Source organism: Flavobacterium cerinum, from assembly GCF_004028155.1.
In the GTDB taxonomy this organism is placed as follows: Bacteria; Bacteroidota; Bacteroidia; order Flavobacteriales; family Flavobacteriaceae; genus Flavobacterium; species Flavobacterium cerinum.
In genome coordinates this window covers 26,650-44,347 of record NZ_SBII01000005.1, presented here as the reverse complement: position 1 = coordinate 44,347, position 17,698 = coordinate 26,650, and the positions used below count along the sequence as shown (strand labels likewise).

Below are 17,698 nucleotides of genomic sequence, written 5' to 3'. Positions count from 1 at the left end.
AACTAATTAGTTTTTTACAATTTTCTTAGTTGTTGTACCTTTATCTGATGATATAGTCATCATATAAACACCTGAAGCAAGATCAGAAACATTGATTTCAGCATTTGCAACACCATCAAACTGAGAAGATTTAATTGTACGTCCGTTAAGGTCAACAATTTCTACTCCATTAACAAGAATGTTTCCAGCATTAGCAATGTTAATTACATTGTTAACAGGGTTTGGATATACTGATAATTGAGAAGCTAAAGCATCGTTTACACCAGTTACATTTCCTGCAGTTACAGTTACATCATCAAGAACAATTACAAATTGATCAGTAATATTATAGTGTCTAAAAACAATACGTACTGTTTGTCCTTCATGACCTGCTAAACTTACAGTTTTGTTAACAGCTGTAGCACCACCTAAAGTTTCTTCTAATTTTGGTGAAGTTAGTAATGCAAGGAACTCACCAACAGTAGTAGTCTCAGTAACATCTGCAGCATTTATAACATAAACTGCATAATGCTCTGCAGAAAACTCAGGGTCCATACCACCAACTTTAAAAGTTAGTGTTGCACCATTTGCAGGAACAGCAAAAGATTGAGTAACTAGTGAATTATCCGGTGTTAATGGCCCTGATTCATTATCAAAAGATGCAGATAGAGCTACACCACCAGTAAATCCATTCCCTACAGTTGTTGTAGAACCAGCTGTATCTACTTGCCATGTAAGTTCATCTCCATCACCATCAATCAACAACCAGTTGTTATCAATTAGTACCTGAGTACTGCTGAAATCAACTGAAAAGATTTGTTGTGCAGAAGCCGTAAAGTAAGAACCAGCTAACATGGCTCCTAAAAGTAAAGTTTTTTTCATGATTATAGTTTTTAATTGTTTTTCAAAAATACTAAAAAAAAATGTTTTTAAAAATGTTTTTAAAAAAAATTAAGAAATATTTAGACTTTTTTATAGCAATAAAGCTATAATTAATACATAGCTCTAATATTACAACATCTTATCAATTAATACTAATGCAGCCATAGCTTCTACAATAGGCACCGCACGAGGTAAAACACATGGATCATGCCTCCCCCTTCCTTGCATTTCGACTTCATTACCCATATTGTCAATAGAAATTTGCTTTTGCATAATTGTTGCGACAGGCTTAAAAGCAACTCTAAAATAAATATCCATTCCATTGCTAATGCCTCCCTGAATCCCGCCTGAAAGATTTGATTTTGTAGTTCCATCAGGATTAAACAAATCATTATGCTCACTTCCTTTCATTTTTGCGCCACAAAAACCACTGCCATATTCAAAACCTTTTACTGCATTTATTGACAACATAGCTTTACCAAGCTCTGCATGTAGTTTATCAAATACTGGCTCTCCTAAACCAACAGGGACATTTTGCAAAACACAAGTAATTGTTCCTCCTACTGTATCACCTTCTTTTTTTATCTGCTTGATATAATCTTCCATTTTCTTTGCAGTGTCCAAATCTGGGCAACGAACATCATTACTTTCTATAAGTGAAAAATCAAGAGCCTGATAGGGCTTATCAATAAAGATATCCCCAACCGAAGACACAAAAGCATTAATTTTAATATCCGGCATAAGCTGCTTAGCAATTGCCCCACCTACAACACGACTTATAGTTTCTCGCGCAGAACTTCTTCCTCCACCTCTATAATCCCTTATACCATATTTTTTATCGTAGGTATAATCAGCATGTGAAGGCCTGTAAACATCTTTTATATGAGAATAATCATCTGATTTCTGGTTTGTGTTAGGTACTATAAACCCAATCGGTGTTCCTGTTGTCTTCCCTTCAAATATCCCTGACAGAAACTGAACATTATCATTTTCTTTTCGTTGTGTCACAATAGCCGACTGACCAGGTTTTCTTCTGTTAAGTTCATACTGTATTGCATCCATATCAAGAGTTACTCCCGGAGGACATCCGTCTATGATCCCTCCAATAGCATCACCATGTGATTCGCCAAAAGTTGTTAGTTTAAATATATTTCCAAATGTATTTCCTGCCATGTGTACTATTTTTAACAAATGTAATTCCTTCCGCTTAATAATTAAAATAAATAGTTCAGTTATAAGCTTAACTCCAATTTAGGATTTATGATATTTTAATAACAATCGCTTAAACATACCTTTATATATATAGGAGTACTTTGCAGAAGAAAAAACACCCTCAATGAAAAAAAGGAATGTTGATCTTGTAGTCTTGTCTGATATACATTTAGGTACTTACGGCTGCCATTCTAAAGAGCTTTTAGCCTACCTCTCTACAATTAAGCCCAAAACCCTAATTCTTAATGGTGATATTATTGACATTTGGCAGTTTAGAAAATCCTATTTCCCTAAAAATCATTTAAAAGTTGTAAAAAAATTTCTTGATTTCGCTTCAAAGGGAACTAAAGTATACTATATAACAGGTAACCATGATGAGATGTTACGTAAATTTAGCGATACATCAATGGGTAATTTTTCAATAGTAGATAAAGTAGTACTGGAACTGGACGGAAAAAAAGCTTGGTTTTTTCATGGTGACGTTTTCGATAGCTCTGTACATCATGCTAAGTGGATCGCAAAACTGGGAGGCATTGGCTATGATTACCTTATACTTTTGAACAGACTTATTAATTGGGTTTTAATGAAAATGGGGAAAGAGCCATATTCACTATCCAAAAAAATAAAATCGGGAGTAAAGAAGGCCGTTAAGTTCATATCTGATTTCGAAACTACAGCAGCAGATTTAGCTATAGAAAACAATTATGATTATGTTGTTTGCGGGCATATACATGAACCTGTAATTACACGTAAAGAAAACAAGAAAGGCAGTGTAATGTATTTAAACTCGGGTGACTGGATAGAAAACCTTACTGCACTGGAGTACAATAAGAAACGATGGAAAATGTACCGTCATGCCGATGTTGAAAAAGTTGAAGAAGAAGATTATTTTGAATTTGAAACCAAACTTGGTCATCAGCTTATTGCAACCTTATTATTTACAGACAAATAAGTTTTCATTTAAAAATTGTTAGTTATATTAGCACACCTAATCAAACTATTACAACCATGAAAAAAACTTATTTATTATTTATTTTAAGTCTCTTTATTGTTTCCTGTTCAAGTGATGACGATAATGGAAACAACAATAACCCCACTCCAACCAATACTTTCCTTCCATCTAATATTGGGAATTACTGGGTGTATGATGTTCAAAATTCAACAATAAGCGGAAGGGATTCATTGTATGTCGCAAATGACACTATTATCAATGGTAGTACTTTCCAAAAATTAAGAACCAAAGACCAACCTTTCGGATTTTTTTCAAATGCATTAAATAAAAATGCAATAAGATATGATAATGGTAAAATTTACCTTACCGGCAATGCCGGACTAGATTTTGCTGCAGATTTACCAATAAATATCGCTGTATCAAATTTTATTATTTTCGATCAAAATGCCGCAGAAAACACAGAACTCGGAACAGTAAGCGGAACTCTTGAACAGGAAATTGAAGGATTCAAAATAAAATTTAATTACAAACTTACTTCAAAAACAAAAGCAACATTAGCAAATTACACTTCAGGTCAGCAAAATTACAGTAATGTTAGGCCTGTAGAAATTACGCTTAACTTAGAAATTACTGCAGGACTGTCTGGTTTCCCTATAGCATTTCCTCTTTTGAAACCTCAAAATGTAGTAGTTTCTACCCAATATTATGCAGAAAACATAGGTGTCGTTAATGCAACTACAGATATTAATTATGAATTGGAAGAAATTCCTCTGCCTGATTTTCAATTACCAATACCTCAGTCAGGCACTGAGCATCAGGTAGAAACACTGGTAAACTACAATGTTGATTAATTCTTTAACATAATCATAACAGTTAAAAATTTAACAGTCGTATATTCATGCTGAACATTGGGGTTATTTTTGAATCATAATAACCCAATAAATCATTATGAAAAAATTAGTATTATCGGCTTTTTTGCTAATTGGATTAGCATTTAGCTCAAATGCACAGGACAGAAAAAACGCTATTGGTTTACGCCTTGGGGATAATGACGGTTTTGGCGGTGAAGTTTCTTATCAAAGAAGTCTTTCTACAAAAAACAGATTGGAATTTGACTTGGGATGGCGTAATACCGATTATTATGATGCCATAAAACTTGCTGGTTTATACCAATGGGTATGGAACATTGAAGGAGGCTTTAATTGGTATGCCGGTGTAGGTGGAGGTTTAGGAACATGGGAATTCAATGATGACCTTCCGCCATGGGCTAAAGGCAATGATGACAGCGGAACATTCTTATTCATTGCAGGAGATATAGGTATCGAATATAACTTCGATTTCCCTTTACAGCTATCTCTTGACTTTAGACCAGAAGTTTACTTTGGAGATGATTACAGAGAAGATAACTTTGGTCCGGATATTGCACTTGGTGTAAGATACAGATTTTAAAAATCAATGTTGATTTTATAATAAAAAACCCCGCAATTGCGGGGTTTTTCTATTTCAATTAGTTTCTTATCAATTTTTTGTATTTGATACGTTTAGGAGCCAGATCGCCGCCAAGACGTTTTTTCCTGTTCTCTTCATATTCAGAGAAACTGCCTTCAAAGAAATATACCTCTGAATTGCTTTCGAATGCAAGTATGTGAGTACATACCCTGTCAAGGAACCACCTGTCGTGAGAAATTACTACCGCACAACCTGCAAAGTTCTCTAAACCTTCTTCAAGCGCACGAAGTGTGTTAATATCAAGATCATTGGTAGGCTCATCCAGAAGCAACACGTTACCCTCTTCTTTAAGCGTTATGGCTAAGTGAAGCCTATTACGCTCACCCCCTGATAATGTATTTACTTTTTTGTTCTGATCACTTCCACTAAAGTTAAATCGGCTTAAATAAGCACGTGAGTTAACCTGTCTTCCCCCCATCATTATAAGCTCCTGACCATCGCAGAAGTTTTCCCATATACTTTTTTCCGGATTGATGTTAGAGTGCGATTGATCTACATAAGCAATCTTCACTGTTTCACCTACTGTAAACTCTCCTGCATCTGGTGTTTCTTCACCCATGATCATTCTGAAGATAGTCGTTTTACCAGCACCGTTAGGACCAATAATACCTACAATACCTGCCTGAGGAAGTGTGAAGTTAAGATTATCATATAATAATTTATCTCCATATGCTTTAGCAACGCCTTTAGCTTCGATAACATTGGTACCAAGCCTTGGCCCGTTTGGGATATAAATTTCTAGTTTTTCGTCAAGCTCTTTCTGATCTTCATTTAAAAGCCTGTCGTAATTTTGTAAACGCGCTTTTTGTTTGGTCTGACGGCCTTTGGCACCCTGTCTTACCCAATCAAGCTCTCGTTCAAGTGTTTTTCTACGTTTAGATGCTGTTTTTTCTTCCTGCTCCATACGTTTCGATTTTTGATCAAGCCATGAAGAATAATTCCCTTTCCATGGAATACCTTCTCCTCTGTCAAGTTCTAAAATCCAGCCAGCAACATTATCAAGGAAGTAACGGTCGTGTGTTACTGCAATTACAGTCCCTTCATATTGAGCCAAATGTTGTTCCAACCAAAGTACACTTTCTGCGTCCAAGTGGTTGGTAGGCTCATCCAATAATAATACATCCGGTTGTTGTAATAAAAGACGGCATAATGCAACACGTCTTTTTTCACCACCAGAAAGCACTTTAATTGGGGTATCAGGCTCTGGTGTACGTAAAGCATCCATTGCAATTTCCAATTTTGTATCAAGCTCCCAAGCCCCAGAAGCATCAATCTTATCCTGAAGTTCAGCCTGACGGTCCATCAGCTTCTGCATTTTATCTGCATCTTCATATACTTCCGGAAGTCCGAACTGGTCATTTATCTTATTGAATTCGTCAAGCAGTGCAACTGTTTCAGCAACACCCTCACGAACTATTTCAATTACAGTTTTGTTTTCATCAAGCTGTGGTTCCTGTTCAAGATAACCCACAGTATATCCCGGAGAAAACACTACATCGCCTTGGTAGTTTTTATCTACACCGGCAATAATTTTTAATAGCGATGATTTACCAGAACCATTTAAACCAAGAATACCAATTTTAGCTCCATAAAAAAAACTAAGATAAATATCTTTTAATACTGGTTTTTGAGCTCCCGGATAGGTTTTTGACAACCGGGACATTGAAAATATTACTTTTTTATCGTCTGACATATTCTATTTATTTCAAGTTTCAAATTTATTATACCCTACCTTTTAGTGAACTGAACACCCATGCAATAGCAAAGAATCCAATACCTACGGCAGCAAAGCCCCATCCAGCAACATCATCATATCTAAAAGCACCTAGGCTAATAAGCAGCAATCCCATCAACACCATTATAAAAGCAGCCCATCCTAAGATAGTATTTTTATTCATTCCCATGTTTCTCTCATTCAAATTTTAGCCTGCAAATATCGTGATTTAAAAGCTTAATTAAAAATCTTTACAAGCATCTCTTTCAGCAGGTCAGATTGTGGTATAGCAGTAACGCCAACACCTTTACTTTTAACATCAATATCGCGTAGCGTAGCCACAATAGCGCTTACTTTTTTCATAGGATAATTACGTAATGCAATATCATAATCTTTTACAAAATAAGGATTGACTTTTAATAGTTTTGCAACATTAGATGGATTTTTATCTTTTAACCCATGATACTGTAATAATTGCGAAAAGAAACCAAACACAAGGCCTGTAGTCATAACCAGAGGGTTATCCTTAGGGTTCTGCGAAAAGTAATCGGCAATTTTATACGCTTTTAACTGATCCTTCTCTCCTATTGCTTTACGCAATTCAAAAACATTATAATCTTTACTGATCCCTATATTATCTTCAATGACTTTAGGCGTGATCGTGCTACCTTTTGGAAGAATGATCATTAGTTTATCCAGTTCATTGCTTATTTTACTAAGATCTGTACCTAAAAATTCAACAAGCATAGCTGCCGCTTTTGGTTCTATTCCATAATTTTTACCCGACAGTATACGCTTGATCCAATCCCCTACCTGATTGTCGTACATCTTTTTACTTTCAAAAACAACCCCTGCTTTTTCAAGCATTTTGGTAACTTTTTTACGTTTATCGAGTGTTTTATATTTATAAGCAAAAACCAATACCGTTGTAGTTTGTGGATTTTCAGCATAGCTCTCCAACTTCTCTATGGTGCGCGATAACTCCTGAGCTTCCTTAACAATAACAACCTGCCTGTCTGCCATCATTGGATAGCGTTTAGCATTAGATATAACATCTTCTATAGATACGTCTTTTCCATACAAAACCATCTGGTTAAAGCCTTTCTCTTCCTCAGTCAGTATATTATTTTCAATATATTCGGTAAGCTTATCAATATAATAAGGCTCTTCACCCATTAAAAAATAAATAGGTTTTATATTACCCTGTTTAATTTCATTAACGATCTTTACAACTTCATCCACAGTCAGCTGGTGTTTATAACATTTCTACTGTATGTATAACCAAAAAACTTAAATTTGCCTGATGCAAAAGTTGAATTTTCCCGATTATACATTCCGTTTCAAAAATAGTGAAAATAAGGTCGCTATTTTTGATGAAATCCGTAAAAAATTTATCATTCTTACTCCTGAAGAATGGGTAAGACAACATGTTGTTAAATATATACTTGAACAAAAAATGTATCCAAAATCGCATGTAAACGTGGAGAAAACAGTTAAGGTAAACGGACTAACAAAACGATATGATATTGTTGTATTTCAGCCTGATGGATCTATTTTTTTATTAGTTGAATGTAAAGCTCCGGGTATAACGATTTCCCAAAGTACTTTTGATCAGATCGCCCGCTACAACATGTCTTTAAATGCTATGCATATGATGGTTACAAATGGGCTAAATCATTACTTTTGCCAAATGGATTACGAACAGGAAAAATACTTTTTCCTGCAGGATCTTCCCGAATATAAACCAGCCAAATGAAAAGTATAGCCGTTGTAATTTTAAACTGGAATGGTAAAAAGCTATTAGAGCAGTTTTTACCATCAGTTGTAAAACATTCGCAGGAAGCAGTGATATATGTAGCAGACAATGCCTCTACTGATGATTCTATTGAATTTATAAGCACGACTTATCCAGATATTAAGGTCATTGGAAACAAAGGTAATTTTGGGTATGCAAAGGGATACAATGAAGCATTGAAATCAGTCGAAGAAGATATCTATGTATTGGTCAATTCAGATGTAGAAGTAACTGAAGGGTGGATCACTGCTGCAATAGAGCTTTTTGACAAAGATGCTGAAACAGCTATTATACAACCTAAAATTCTGGATTATAATAACAAGACCCATTTTGAATATGCGGGTGCAGCAGGTGGATTTATAGATAAATATGGATTCGCTTTTTGCCGCGGTCGTATCTTTGAAACACTTGAAGAAGATAAAAGTCAGTATGATACTAATATAGAGTTATTTTGGGCCTCAGGAGCTTGTTTTTTTATTCGTAAAGAAGTCTACCATAGTCTAAATGGTTTTGACGAAGACTTTTTTGCCCACCAGGAAGAAATAGATCTTTGCTGGCGTGCATTTAATAAGAACTTTAAAGTTCGCTTTTGCTTCAATTCGGTCATTTATCATATAGGTGGAGCAACTCTCACTGCCGGTAATCCAAAAAAGACTTTTTTAAATTTCAGGAATTCACTTTGGATGATGATTAAAAATCTTCCTGCGTCAAAATTAATCCCCATTCTTTTTATAAGGATGCTTATGGATGGACTGGCAGGTATACGATTTCTTCTAAAAGGTGAATTCAAACATCTTTTAGCTATTTTAAAAGCTCATTTATATTTTTATTTAAAACTTTTTTATTTCTTAAACAAAAGAGAGTCAAAGCAGTACCGAAATTACTATAAAACAACCAGTATTATTTACTTGTATTATATAACAAAAGGCAAGATATTTGATAAAAATTTTAACAATAGTTTATAGTCAAACGCGTTACTATTTTTTTATTAATACTTAATTTTGTTAAAATTTAAAATTTGAATTTTATGAGAAGAGCCATTTTATTACTTACGCTATCAGCAATGACGCTGACTTCATGCGGGTCTAAGAAAAAAATTGCCGAACTGGAATCTAAAAATAAAGAAATCCAGGATTTGCTAAATAGTGCTACTATTAAACTGAACACCTGTCTTACTGAAAAGGATGCAATGGCAAACCATCTCAATGATCTTAAAAAAGATAAATCTGAACTTATGAGTACTGTTGGTAACCTTACCACTCTCTCTTCTAAGGGAGCAGAAAACATCGAAAAGTCATTAGAAAGCTTAAAAGAGAAAGATCTTAAAATTACAAGACTTCAGGATGCATTAACCCGTAAAGATTCTGTAACACTTGCTCTTGTAACAAGTATCAAAAGAGCAGTGGGTGTTAACGATCCGGATATTGAAGTTAATGTTGAAAAAGGTGTAGTTTATATCTCTTTAGCAGACAAATTGTTATTTAAAAGCGGAAGCTACCAGGTAACAGACAGAGCTAAAGAAATTTTAGGTAAAGTTGCTAAAATCGTTCTTGACAAACCAGACTTTGAATGTATGGTTGAAGGACACACAGATAATGTGCCAATTAAAAACCCTGTACTACAAGACAACTGGGATTTAAGTGTTAAGCGCGCTACATCTATCGTAAGGATACTACAAAACGATTTTGGTATCGATCCAAAAAGACTTGTTGCATCTGGTCGTGGTGAATATGTGCCACTAACAGGTAATGACACAGCTGAAGGCAGATCTACAAACAGAAGAACAAGAATTCTTGTATTGCCAAAAATCGATCAGTTCTATGATATGATCGAAAAAGAAATGAAAAACCAAAAGAATGGTAAATAATCTATAACTTTTGTATTATAAACAAAAAGGCTGCTCAAATTGAGCGGCCTTTTTTATAAAAATTTACAACTAAAAACAATATTCACATAAGTGTTTATCAATAGCTATTCTTTACTCTCTTTATTGATTTAGGAACAACCGGTGCGTTAAAAATAATTCCCGTTATACAAATAACAAGTAATATTATCATCAATAAAAAATAGATTACACCATTAAAATTATCCAAATTGGGGAAATCTAAAATTAGATAAAATAAAGCTGCAACAAAGGCAACTACTGAAGCAATAAAATTAAACATTCTCATAATCCAGTGATTTAAACTGTTAGTTTCAAGATACATTTGAAAGGACTATAAGGTGTTAGCACTTTCAGTTTTAACTATTTTTCATAAACAAAACTAAAAAATTAGGTAAGTAATAATAAAACTCGAAGCCAAACACTTCTTCTAACCTGTTAATTATTACATAAATATATAAAAAAATAAGCACAAAACATTAATTTAAGTTAAAATATCATAAAAAAATAAATCAGAAGCTTTAAATGAATTTAAACCATGTGTTATGTATAAAAAATTAACAATTAACAAACATATTGTTTACAAATAAGCAGGGTTAATTTTTTATAATTTATTTATTAAATCTTATATTTTTAACATATTTTTTTACGCAAATAAAATTCAAATGATGAACTTGCACTCACAAACCATAAATGAAGAGTAGATGAATTGGGGTAATTTTAAGCTAAGAATGAAACTTTTTGTAAATAACCGTATAAGAAGTTATAAGCAGAAAAGACTGAGAAAATATTTTACGTCTTAAAAATTGTCTAAACAAATTTTGCCGTTAATTACCCAATTAGCGGCAAAATTTTTTCCCTCCATATTTGTAATTTTTCAGCAAAGGATTTTGTCGCATTTGCCCCGCTGGGCGATGGCAGAATTTCATAAGTTATATCTTTATTCTTACCTACATACTTATCATAATAAATTGCCGCATTTTTACTTGAAAAAAACACGTTCTTAATATTAGGATAGCTTTTATAGAAGGATTTGAAATCATTCGGAATTTCATTCTTTATTTTACTATCCAGACTTCCCTCCCTCTCACAATATTCAAGTACATCCCAAAGAGCAATATAATTTTCTTTTAACAACTGTTTTTTAATAGCATAATCAAGACTCAATTCTTTACTCATTAATCCAAATAAAAGCCTCCAGAATTGATTACCTCTATTTCCATAATATTCCTGTAACTCTAATGATTTTTCTCCAGGCATAGTACCTAATATTAAAATTTTAGAATCTATATCTATTATTGGAGGAAAAGCTTTTTTCATAAATTTTATTTGTAACACAACCATCGTAAATATACTTCCGAATCATATAAATAGATAATAATTATATCGTAAAAAATGTACTCACCTATTTATAAAAATAAGAAAACCGGTAATAACAATTATTATTACTGGGTTTCTTATTTAATTTGAAGTCTAAAATCGATTTTTACTCTATTATGAAATAAAATACGACTTACAATAAAACATAAAAAAAGCCCCATAAATGGAGCTTTTATATTTAGAAGAAGAAAGGGATTAACCTAAAACTTCTTTTACTTTTTTACCAATTTCAGCAGGAGAATCTACCACATGTATACCATTCTCTCTCATGATACGTTTTTTAGCTTCAGCTGTATCATCAGCACCACCAACGATAGCACCAGCGTGACCCATTGTGCGGCCTTTAGGAGCAGTTTCTCCAGCGATAAAACCAACAACCGGCTTTCTGTTACCATCAGCTTTAATCCACTTAGCAGCGTCAGCTTCAAGTTGCCCACCAATTTCGCCAATCATAACGATACATTTAGTTTCCGGATCATTCATTAATAGCTCAACAGCTTCTTTAGTGGTTGTACCTATGATTGGATCACCACCAATACCGATAGCTGTAGTAATACCTAAACCTTGTTTTACAACTTGGTCAGCAGCTTCATAAGTAAGAGTTCCTGATTTAGAAACGATACCTACTTCACCTTTTTTAAATACAAAACCAGGCATGATACCTACTTTAGCTTCTCCCGGAGTAATAACACCCGGGCAGTTAGGGCCTATTAAACGGCAATCTTTATCTTGTATGTAGTCATAAGCTTTAATCATGTCTGCAACAGGAATACCTTCAGTAATAGTAATAATTACTTTGATACCTGCTTCAGCAGCTTCCATAATTGCGTCTGCAGCAAAAGCAGGCGGAACAAAAATAATAGTTGTGTCTGCACCAGCAATTTCTACTGCATCTTTTACAGTGTTAAATACAGGACGATCTAAGTGAGTAGTACCACCTTTACCTGGCGTTACACCTCCTACTACATTAGTACCATATTCGATCATTTGGGTAGCGTGGAAAGTTCCTTCGCTTCCTGTAAATCCCTGAACAATTATCTTGGAATCTTTATTAACTAAAACACTCATGATATATTTTTTAAATTATTTTTAAATCGTGATGCAAAAATAGGCTTTTTGTAAAATATAATTAAAGCTTTGGCCTATTTTTATAAACATATTTTACTAAAAAAATAAGAACTTAACCTAGCTGACTCATTAAATAGCCTTTATAAAGCTGTTTGTCTTTTATTTCCCAGATGATAACAAAATGAGCTAGAATCATTTCATCGGCAGGACTCTCAAAAGGATTAACATAATGCGTGTAACGTACTGTAACGGCATCGCCTTCTGAAATTATATGAGATATGAATAAACGCTGGGCACTATATGACTTATCAAGCTCGGCAGCAAAGGTTAAAATATCATTTTTTTCCAGTTGAAGATAACCTTTAGAACTATGCCATTGCACAACAACTTCTTCATGTATATAACGACCTATACCCTCGGCAGTTCGAAAAGCTTGGGATTCATAATATTCTGCTACAAGTTCTTTTGCACTCATCTTATTTAAGTTTTTCCAATATTTCCGGTATACGCTTTACATAGGTAAGCTGCTTCATTTTTTCTCTAGCTTCTTCCGCAGGTGATCCAAAGTAAGATTTACCACCCTCTAAGGATTTACTAACACCTGATTGTGCCATTAAAACCGCTTTATTACCAATGGTAATGCCACTTGCAACTCCTACCTGACCCCATAATGTAACTTCATCTTCAATAACAACACAACCTGCAATGCCTGTTTGTGATGCAATTAAGCATTTTTTACCAATAACTGTATCATGTCCAACATGAACCTGATTATCTATTTTTGTACCTTCTCCAATAGTGGTATCTCCTGTAACTCCTTTATCAATAGTACATAAAGCGCCAATACCAACATTGTCATGTATTATTACCCTGCCACCAGATAAAAGCTGGTCGAAACCTTCAGGTCTTTTCTTATAATAAAATGCATCAGCACCTAAGATCGTACCGGCATGGATAATTACATTATCACCAATAATCGTATTATCATAGATACTAACGTTTGAATGGATTAAACAATTAGAGCCAATTTTTACGTTATTACCTACAAATGAATTAGGCTGTATAACGGTTCCCTCTCCTATTTGAGCTGTTGCTGAAATAGATGTATTTGAAGATTGGAATGGTCTAAAATGTCTTGTAAGCTTATTAAAATCTCTAAATGGATCATCTGAAATCAATAATGCTTTTCCTGCAGGGCAATCAACCTGCTTATTAATCAGTACTATAGTCGCTGCCGACTGTAATGCTTTGTCATAATATTTCGGATGATCTACAAAAACAATATCGCCTGGCTCAACAACATGAATTTCATTCATGCCATGTACCGGAAAATTATCATCACCCACATATTCACTGTCAATAATGGCAGCAATTTCTTTTAAAGGAAAAACACTTGGGAACTTCATACTTACTATTTGAAAAATATTATAATTTAAAAGCTTGAAAATTATTACATCTTCAAGCTTTTAAAATAAATTTACTCCTTTACGCGCTCCATGTACTGACCTGTAGCTGTATCGATTTTAATTTTATCGCCTTCATTAATAAATAAAGGTACGTTTACAGATGCACCCGTTTCAACCTTAGCAGGCTTAGTTGCATTTGTAGCTGTATTTCCTTTAACACCTGGCTCGGCATAAGTAACTTCAAGAACAACAGAAGCCGGCATATCTACAGATAGAGGAGCATCAGTTTCAGTATTAATGATAACCATAACCATTTCCCCTTCTTTTAGAAGATCCGGAGCATCCAGAATATCTCTATGAAGAGATATTTGCTCGTAAGATTCAACATGCATAAAGTGGTACTGATCACCCTCTGGGTATAAGAATTGGAATTTGTGTGTTTCAACTCTTACATCTTCAATTTTGTGTCCCGCAGAAAATGTATTGTCTAATACTTTTCCGTTAGTAAGGCTTTTTAGTTTGGTTCTTACGAAAGCCGGGCCTTTACCTGGTTTAACGTGAAGAAATTCAATAATTTTATATATATCATGATTAAACTTAATGCATAATCCGTTTCTGATATCTGATGTACTTGCCATTTTACTGTTTGTTTGTTTATTTTTTTCTTTTTATGGATTTAATAAATCCCTGTATATCCTTTCATTACACCTCTTGTAGAATTTCTGATGAACATGATTATTTCATCACGCTCAGGAGTTGCTTCCATTTCAGCTTCAATAATACTTAAAGCTTGAGTGGTATTGTAATTTTTTTGGTATAATATTCTGTAAATATCCTGAATTTCTCTGATTTTCTCAGGAGAAAAACCTCTTCTTCTTAAACCTACAGAATTAATACCCACATATGAAAGTGGTTCTTTTGCAGCCTTAGTATAAGGCGGAACATCTTTTCTTAATAAAGAACCTCCAGAAATCATGGCATGGTCTCCAACACTAATAAATTGGTGAACGGCAGATAAACCACCAATAATCGCATAGTTTCCTATGGTTACGTGTCCGCCAAGCAACACACCATTTACAATGATTGCATTGTCTCCAATATGACAATCGTGTGCAACGTGAGCAGTTGCCATGATAAGGCAGTTTTTTCCAATTACTGTTTGTCCGGATGCTATAGTTCCCCTATTTACAGTAACACACTCTCGTATAGTACAATTGTCGCCAATTATCGCCAATGATTCTTCTCCTCCAAATTTAAGGTCCTGAGGTACTGCAGAGATTACAGCTCCCGGAAATATATTGCAATTTTTGCCAATCCTGGCACCTTCCATAATAGTAACATTAGATCCTATCCACGTTCCTTCACCTATTTCTACGTTGTTATGGATAGTGGTAAAAGGCTCAATCACTACATTTTTAGCGATCTTTGCGCCCGGATGTACATATGCTAACGGTTGATTCATACAATCTTTTTTTTAACTGTTTTTGGCTATTTGTGCCATTAGTTCTGCTTCGGCAACTAGTTTTCCATTAGCATAAGCGTTAGCCTGCATGTGACAAATACCTCTCCTGATAGGAGAAATAAGATCGCACTTAAATACAAGCGTATCGCCAGGAAGTACCTTATGCTTAAATTTCACGTTGTCTATTTTCATAAAATAAGTAAGGTAGTTTTCCGGATCCGGTACAGAACTAAGGATAAGAATCCCCCCTGTCTGAGCCATAGCCTCAACTATAAGTACACCCGGCATTACCGGAGCACCCGGAAAGTGACCTACGAAGAAGCTTTCATTCATTGTCACATTCTTAAGCCCTACCACATGACTATCACTCATTTCCAGTATTTTATCTACTAGTAAGAATGGAGAGCGGTGAGGCAGTATACTCATTATTTTTACTGTATCCATAAGCGGCTCCTTGTGCAGGTCATACACCGGTACCTGGTTACGCTGTTCTGTCTTAATGATCTTAGACATTTTTTTAGCAAATTGAGTGTTAACAAAATGCCCTGGCTTGTTTGCTATTACCTTGCCTCTGATTCTTGTCCCGATAAGTGCCAGATCACCAACTACATCAAGCAGTTTGTGTCGTGCAGCTTCGTTAGGGTAATGCAACGTAAGGTTATCCAGAATTCCATTTGGCTTAATAGTAATACTATCTTTACCAAATGCAACTTTAAGGCTCTCCATAGTTTCCGGAGAAATCTCTTTATCTACATAAACAATAGCATTGTTAAGGTCTCCACCTTTAATAAGGCCGTTTTGTAAAAGTGCTTCAAGCTCATGAAGAAAACTAAACGTACGTGAATCAGCAATTTCTGTTTTAAAATCTGCCATATTCTTAAGAGTAGCGTTTTGGGTTCCTAAAACTTTAGTACCAAAATCTACCATAGCTGTAACCTGATAATCATCAGAAGGCATTACTATGATTTCGCTCCCTGTAGCTTCATCAGTATAAGAGATAACCTCTTTAACTACATATACTACACGCTCAGCATCCTGCTCTTCAACACCTACTTTTTCTATAGCTTCTACAAAAAATTTAGAAGATCCATCCATAATAGGCGGTTCAGAAGCATCCAGTTCAATAATTACATTATCAACATCACAGCCTACAAATGCTGCAAGGACGTGTTCTGATGTTTGAATCTTTACACCTTTCTTTTCAAGATTAGTACCTCGCTGTGTGTTTACTACATAATTAGCATCTGCCTCAACAACAGGCTGTCCTTCTAAATCGACCCTTACAAAAGAATATCCATTGTTTACAGGTGCCGGTTTAAAAGTCATTGTAACTTCTTTTCCTGTGTGCAGGCCAACACCTTTTAATGAAATATCACTTTTGATTGTGGTTTGTTTAACCATTATCTGTTATTTTAATTTATTGTTTGCTTAGTTGCTTTAATTCCTCTATATCGGCTACAATTTTAGTTAAATTCCTAAAATGAACATACGATTTATTAAAATCAGAATATCCTAACGCAGGACTACCCTGAACGGTTTCTCCATCGGCAATACTTTTCCCAACACCCGATTGTGCCTGAATGCGTACATTATTACCAATCGTAATATGCCCTACAATGCCCACCTGTCCACCTATAATGCATCCGCTTCCAATTTTAGTAGAGCCGGCTACACCTGTTTGGGAAGCTATTACGGTGTTCTCTCCAATTACAACATTGTGAGCAATCTGGATTTGATTATCCAGTTTAACCCCTTTTTTAATAATTGTAGAACCTAATGTAGCTCTGTCTATTGTTGTACATGAACCTACATCTACATTATCTTCTAATATAACGTTGCCAATTTGTGGTATTTTGCTATATACACCTTCTTCATTTGGTACAAAACCAAAACCATCTGACCCAATAATTGATCCTGAGTGCAATGTACATCCTTTACCTATTTCTGTTTCCGAATAAACACGAACGCCTGCAAAAAGAATAGTATTATCGCCAATGGTTACATTATCTCCTACGAAACTATTAGGATATATTTTTACGTTATCACCAATTTTTACATTCTTGCCAATATAGCAAAAACTTCCAAGATATAGATTTTCTCCATATGTTACATTCTCGGATAGTACAGATGGCTGCTCAATTCCAGACTTCATAAGTTTCACCTGATTATAGTATTCAAGTAACTTAGAAAAAGATTTATAGGCATCATCTACCTTAATAAGAGTCGTTGTTATTTCACTTTCGGGCTCAAAGGTCCTGTTTACAATAGTAATGGTTGCCTGTGTAGAGTATATATAGTGCAGGTACTTTGGGTTAGCTAAAAAAGTAAGTGAACCTTCTGTCCCCTCCTCTATTTTAGCCAGCTTATGTACTTCGGCTTGTGGGTTACCCACAACATCGCCTTCTAGTATGCCTGCTATTTGTTCTGCTGTAAATTTCATCCCGACAAAAATATAAA

General features: G+C 34.7%; 19 protein-coding genes. 6 read left to right on the top strand and 13 right to left on the bottom strand.

Annotated elements, in window-relative coordinates; translation table 11 throughout:
* Positions 1 to 6: 6 nt before the first annotated feature.
* Positions 7 to 861, bottom strand: coding sequence for a T9SS-dependent choice-of-anchor J family protein (locus tag EPI11_RS08760; RefSeq protein ID WP_128389587.1), 855 nt, complete (start codon positions 859 to 861; stop codon positions 7 to 9).
* Positions 862 to 990: 129 nt separating this feature from the next.
* Complete coding sequence (gene aroC, locus EPI11_RS08755) at positions 991 to 2,034, bottom strand: chorismate synthase (protein WP_128389586.1); 1,044 nt, start codon at positions 2,032 to 2,034, stop codon at positions 991 to 993.
* Between the two features lie 163 nt (positions 2,035 to 2,197).
* On the opposite strand from aroC, the gene EPI11_RS08750 reads away from it, so the two are divergent.
* From EPI11_RS08750 to EPI11_RS08740, 3 genes are all read left to right on the top strand, one after another.
* Complete coding sequence (locus EPI11_RS08750; protein WP_128389585.1) at positions 2,198 to 3,025, top strand: UDP-2,3-diacylglucosamine diphosphatase; 828 nt, start codon at positions 2,198 to 2,200, stop codon at positions 3,023 to 3,025.
* A gap of 56 nt (positions 3,026 to 3,081) precedes the next feature.
* Complete coding sequence (locus tag EPI11_RS08745; protein WP_128389584.1) at positions 3,082 to 3,876, top strand: hypothetical protein; 795 nt, start codon at positions 3,082 to 3,084, stop codon at positions 3,874 to 3,876.
* Positions 3,877 to 3,973: 97 nt separating this feature from the next.
* Positions 3,974 to 4,474 (top strand): outer membrane protein, encoded by a 501-nt coding sequence (locus EPI11_RS08740; RefSeq protein ID WP_128389583.1) that lies wholly within the window; start codon positions 3,974 to 3,976, stop codon positions 4,472 to 4,474.
* 58 nt (positions 4,475 to 4,532) lie between these two features.
* Here EPI11_RS08740 and ettA read toward each other — a convergent pair whose 3' ends face one another.
* The 3 genes from ettA to holA are packed head-to-tail and all read right to left on the bottom strand — an operon-like array spanning position 4,533 to position 7,490.
* Complete coding sequence (gene ettA, locus EPI11_RS08735) at positions 4,533 to 6,227, bottom strand: energy-dependent translational throttle protein EttA (RefSeq protein WP_128389582.1); 1,695 nt, start codon at positions 6,225 to 6,227, stop codon at positions 4,533 to 4,535.
* Positions 6,228 to 6,255: 28 nt separating this feature from the next.
* On the bottom strand, positions 6,256 to 6,438 hold the full coding sequence (locus EPI11_RS08730) for a CAL67264 family membrane protein (protein WP_128389824.1): 183 nt from the start codon (positions 6,436 to 6,438) through the stop codon (positions 6,256 to 6,258).
* Between the two features lie 47 nt (positions 6,439 to 6,485).
* On the bottom strand, positions 6,486 to 7,490 hold the full coding sequence (gene holA / locus EPI11_RS08725; protein WP_128389581.1) for a DNA polymerase III subunit delta: 1,005 nt from the start codon (positions 7,488 to 7,490) through the stop codon (positions 6,486 to 6,488).
* Positions 7,491 to 7,551: 61 nt separating this feature from the next.
* Between holA and EPI11_RS08720 the strand changes: the two genes are divergently transcribed.
* The 3 genes from EPI11_RS08720 to EPI11_RS08710 all read left to right on the top strand — a co-directional run bounded on the left by EPI11_RS08720 (position 7,552) and on the right by EPI11_RS08710 (position 9,910).
* Positions 7,552 to 8,004 carry a type I restriction enzyme HsdR N-terminal domain-containing protein gene (locus EPI11_RS08720; protein ID WP_128389580.1) on the top strand — a complete coding sequence of 151 codons (453 nt, stop codon included), beginning with the start codon at positions 7,552 to 7,554 and terminating at the stop codon, positions 8,002 to 8,004.
* A complete protein-coding gene (locus EPI11_RS08715; RefSeq protein WP_128389579.1) occupies positions 8,001 to 9,008 on the top strand; it encodes a glycosyltransferase family 2 protein in 1,008 nt (335 codons plus the stop codon). The genes EPI11_RS08720 and EPI11_RS08715 overlap by 4 nt, the downstream gene beginning before the upstream one ends.
* Before the next feature lie 62 nt (positions 9,009 to 9,070).
* Positions 9,071 to 9,910, top strand: coding sequence for an OmpA/MotB family protein (locus EPI11_RS08710; protein ID WP_128389578.1), 840 nt, complete (start codon positions 9,071 to 9,073; stop codon positions 9,908 to 9,910).
* A gap of 846 nt (positions 9,911 to 10,756) precedes the next feature.
* Here EPI11_RS08710 and EPI11_RS08705 read toward each other — a convergent pair.
* The 8 genes from EPI11_RS08705 to lpxD form a co-directional block, all read right to left on the bottom strand.
* A complete protein-coding gene (locus tag EPI11_RS08705; RefSeq protein ID WP_128389577.1) occupies positions 10,757 to 11,245 on the bottom strand; it encodes a DNA-deoxyinosine glycosylase in 489 nt (162 codons plus the stop codon).
* 255 nt (positions 11,246 to 11,500) lie between these two features.
* A complete protein-coding gene (sucD, locus tag EPI11_RS08700; protein ID WP_128389576.1) occupies positions 11,501 to 12,373 on the bottom strand; it encodes a succinate--CoA ligase subunit alpha in 873 nt (290 codons plus the stop codon).
* A gap of 112 nt (positions 12,374 to 12,485) precedes the next feature.
* Positions 12,486 to 12,848, bottom strand: coding sequence for a nuclear transport factor 2 family protein (locus tag EPI11_RS08695; protein WP_128389575.1), 363 nt, complete (start codon positions 12,846 to 12,848; stop codon positions 12,486 to 12,488).
* 1 nt (position 12,849) lies between these two features.
* Complete coding sequence (locus EPI11_RS08690) at positions 12,850 to 13,779, bottom strand: UDP-3-O-(3-hydroxymyristoyl)glucosamine N-acyltransferase (RefSeq protein ID WP_128389574.1); 930 nt, start codon at positions 13,777 to 13,779, stop codon at positions 12,850 to 12,852.
* 71 nt (positions 13,780 to 13,850) lie between these two features.
* Entirely contained in the window at positions 13,851 to 14,417 is a 567-nt protein-coding gene (gene efp / locus EPI11_RS08685) for an elongation factor P (protein ID WP_128389573.1), read from the bottom strand.
* Between the two features lie 38 nt (positions 14,418 to 14,455).
* Complete coding sequence (gene lpxA / locus EPI11_RS08680; RefSeq protein ID WP_128389572.1) at positions 14,456 to 15,241, bottom strand: acyl-ACP--UDP-N-acetylglucosamine O-acyltransferase; 786 nt, start codon at positions 15,239 to 15,241, stop codon at positions 14,456 to 14,458.
* Positions 15,242 to 15,253: 12 nt separating this feature from the next.
* Positions 15,254 to 16,642 carry a bifunctional UDP-3-O-[3-hydroxymyristoyl] N-acetylglucosamine deacetylase/3-hydroxyacyl-ACP dehydratase gene (locus EPI11_RS08675; protein ID WP_128389571.1) on the bottom strand — a complete coding sequence of 463 codons (1,389 nt, stop codon included), beginning with the start codon at positions 16,640 to 16,642 and terminating at the stop codon, positions 15,254 to 15,256.
* Positions 16,643 to 16,658: 16 nt separating this feature from the next.
* Positions 16,659 to 17,681 carry a UDP-3-O-(3-hydroxymyristoyl)glucosamine N-acyltransferase gene (gene lpxD, locus EPI11_RS08670; protein WP_128389570.1) on the bottom strand — a complete coding sequence of 341 codons (1,023 nt, stop codon included), beginning with the start codon at positions 17,679 to 17,681 and terminating at the stop codon, positions 16,659 to 16,661.
* Between the last annotated feature and the right edge of the window lie 17 nt (positions 17,682 to 17,698).

Bases quoted from the DNA above. Each gene is read 5' to 3' on its own strand.
- EPI11_RS08760 (WP_128389587.1), bottom strand. From the start codon at position 861: ATGAAAAAAACTTTACTTTTAGGAGCCATGTTAGCTGGTTCTTACTTT.
- aroC (WP_128389586.1), bottom strand. From the start codon at position 2,034: ATGGCAGGAAATACATTTGGAAATATATTTAAACTAACAACTTTTGGC.
- EPI11_RS08750 (WP_128389585.1), top strand. From the start codon at position 2,198: ATGAAAAAAAGGAATGTTGATCTTGTAGTCTTGTCTGATATACATTTA.
- EPI11_RS08745 (WP_128389584.1), top strand. From the start codon at position 3,082: ATGAAAAAAACTTATTTATTATTTATTTTAAGTCTCTTTATTGTTTCC.
- EPI11_RS08740 (WP_128389583.1), top strand. From the start codon at position 3,974: ATGAAAAAATTAGTATTATCGGCTTTTTTGCTAATTGGATTAGCATTT.
- ettA (WP_128389582.1), bottom strand. From the start codon at position 6,227: ATGTCAGACGATAAAAAAGTAATATTTTCAATGTCCCGGTTGTCAAAA.
- EPI11_RS08730 (WP_128389824.1), bottom strand. From the start codon at position 6,438: ATGGGAATGAATAAAAATACTATCTTAGGATGGGCTGCTTTTATAATG.
- EPI11_RS08720 (WP_128389580.1), top strand. From the start codon at position 7,552: ATGCAAAAGTTGAATTTTCCCGATTATACATTCCGTTTCAAAAATAGT.
- EPI11_RS08715 (WP_128389579.1), top strand. From the start codon at position 8,001: ATGAAAAGTATAGCCGTTGTAATTTTAAACTGGAATGGTAAAAAGCTA.
- EPI11_RS08710 (WP_128389578.1), top strand. From the start codon at position 9,071: ATGAGAAGAGCCATTTTATTACTTACGCTATCAGCAATGACGCTGACT.
- EPI11_RS08705 (WP_128389577.1), bottom strand. From the start codon at position 11,245: ATGAAAAAAGCTTTTCCTCCAATAATAGATATAGATTCTAAAATTTTA.
- sucD (WP_128389576.1), bottom strand. From the start codon at position 12,373: ATGAGTGTTTTAGTTAATAAAGATTCCAAGATAATTGTTCAGGGATTT.
- EPI11_RS08695 (WP_128389575.1), bottom strand. From the start codon at position 12,848: ATGAGTGCAAAAGAACTTGTAGCAGAATATTATGAATCCCAAGCTTTT.
- EPI11_RS08690 (WP_128389574.1), bottom strand. From the start codon at position 13,779: ATGAAGTTCCCAAGTGTTTTTCCTTTAAAAGAAATTGCTGCCATTATT.
- efp (WP_128389573.1), bottom strand. From the start codon at position 14,417: ATGGCAAGTACATCAGATATCAGAAACGGATTATGCATTAAGTTTAAT.
- lpxA (WP_128389572.1), bottom strand. From the start codon at position 15,241: ATGAATCAACCGTTAGCATATGTACATCCGGGCGCAAAGATCGCTAAA.
- EPI11_RS08675 (WP_128389571.1), bottom strand. From the start codon at position 16,642: ATGGTTAAACAAACCACAATCAAAAGTGATATTTCATTAAAAGGTGTT.
- lpxD (WP_128389570.1), bottom strand. From the start codon at position 17,681: ATGAAATTTACAGCAGAACAAATAGCAGGCATACTAGAAGGCGATGTT.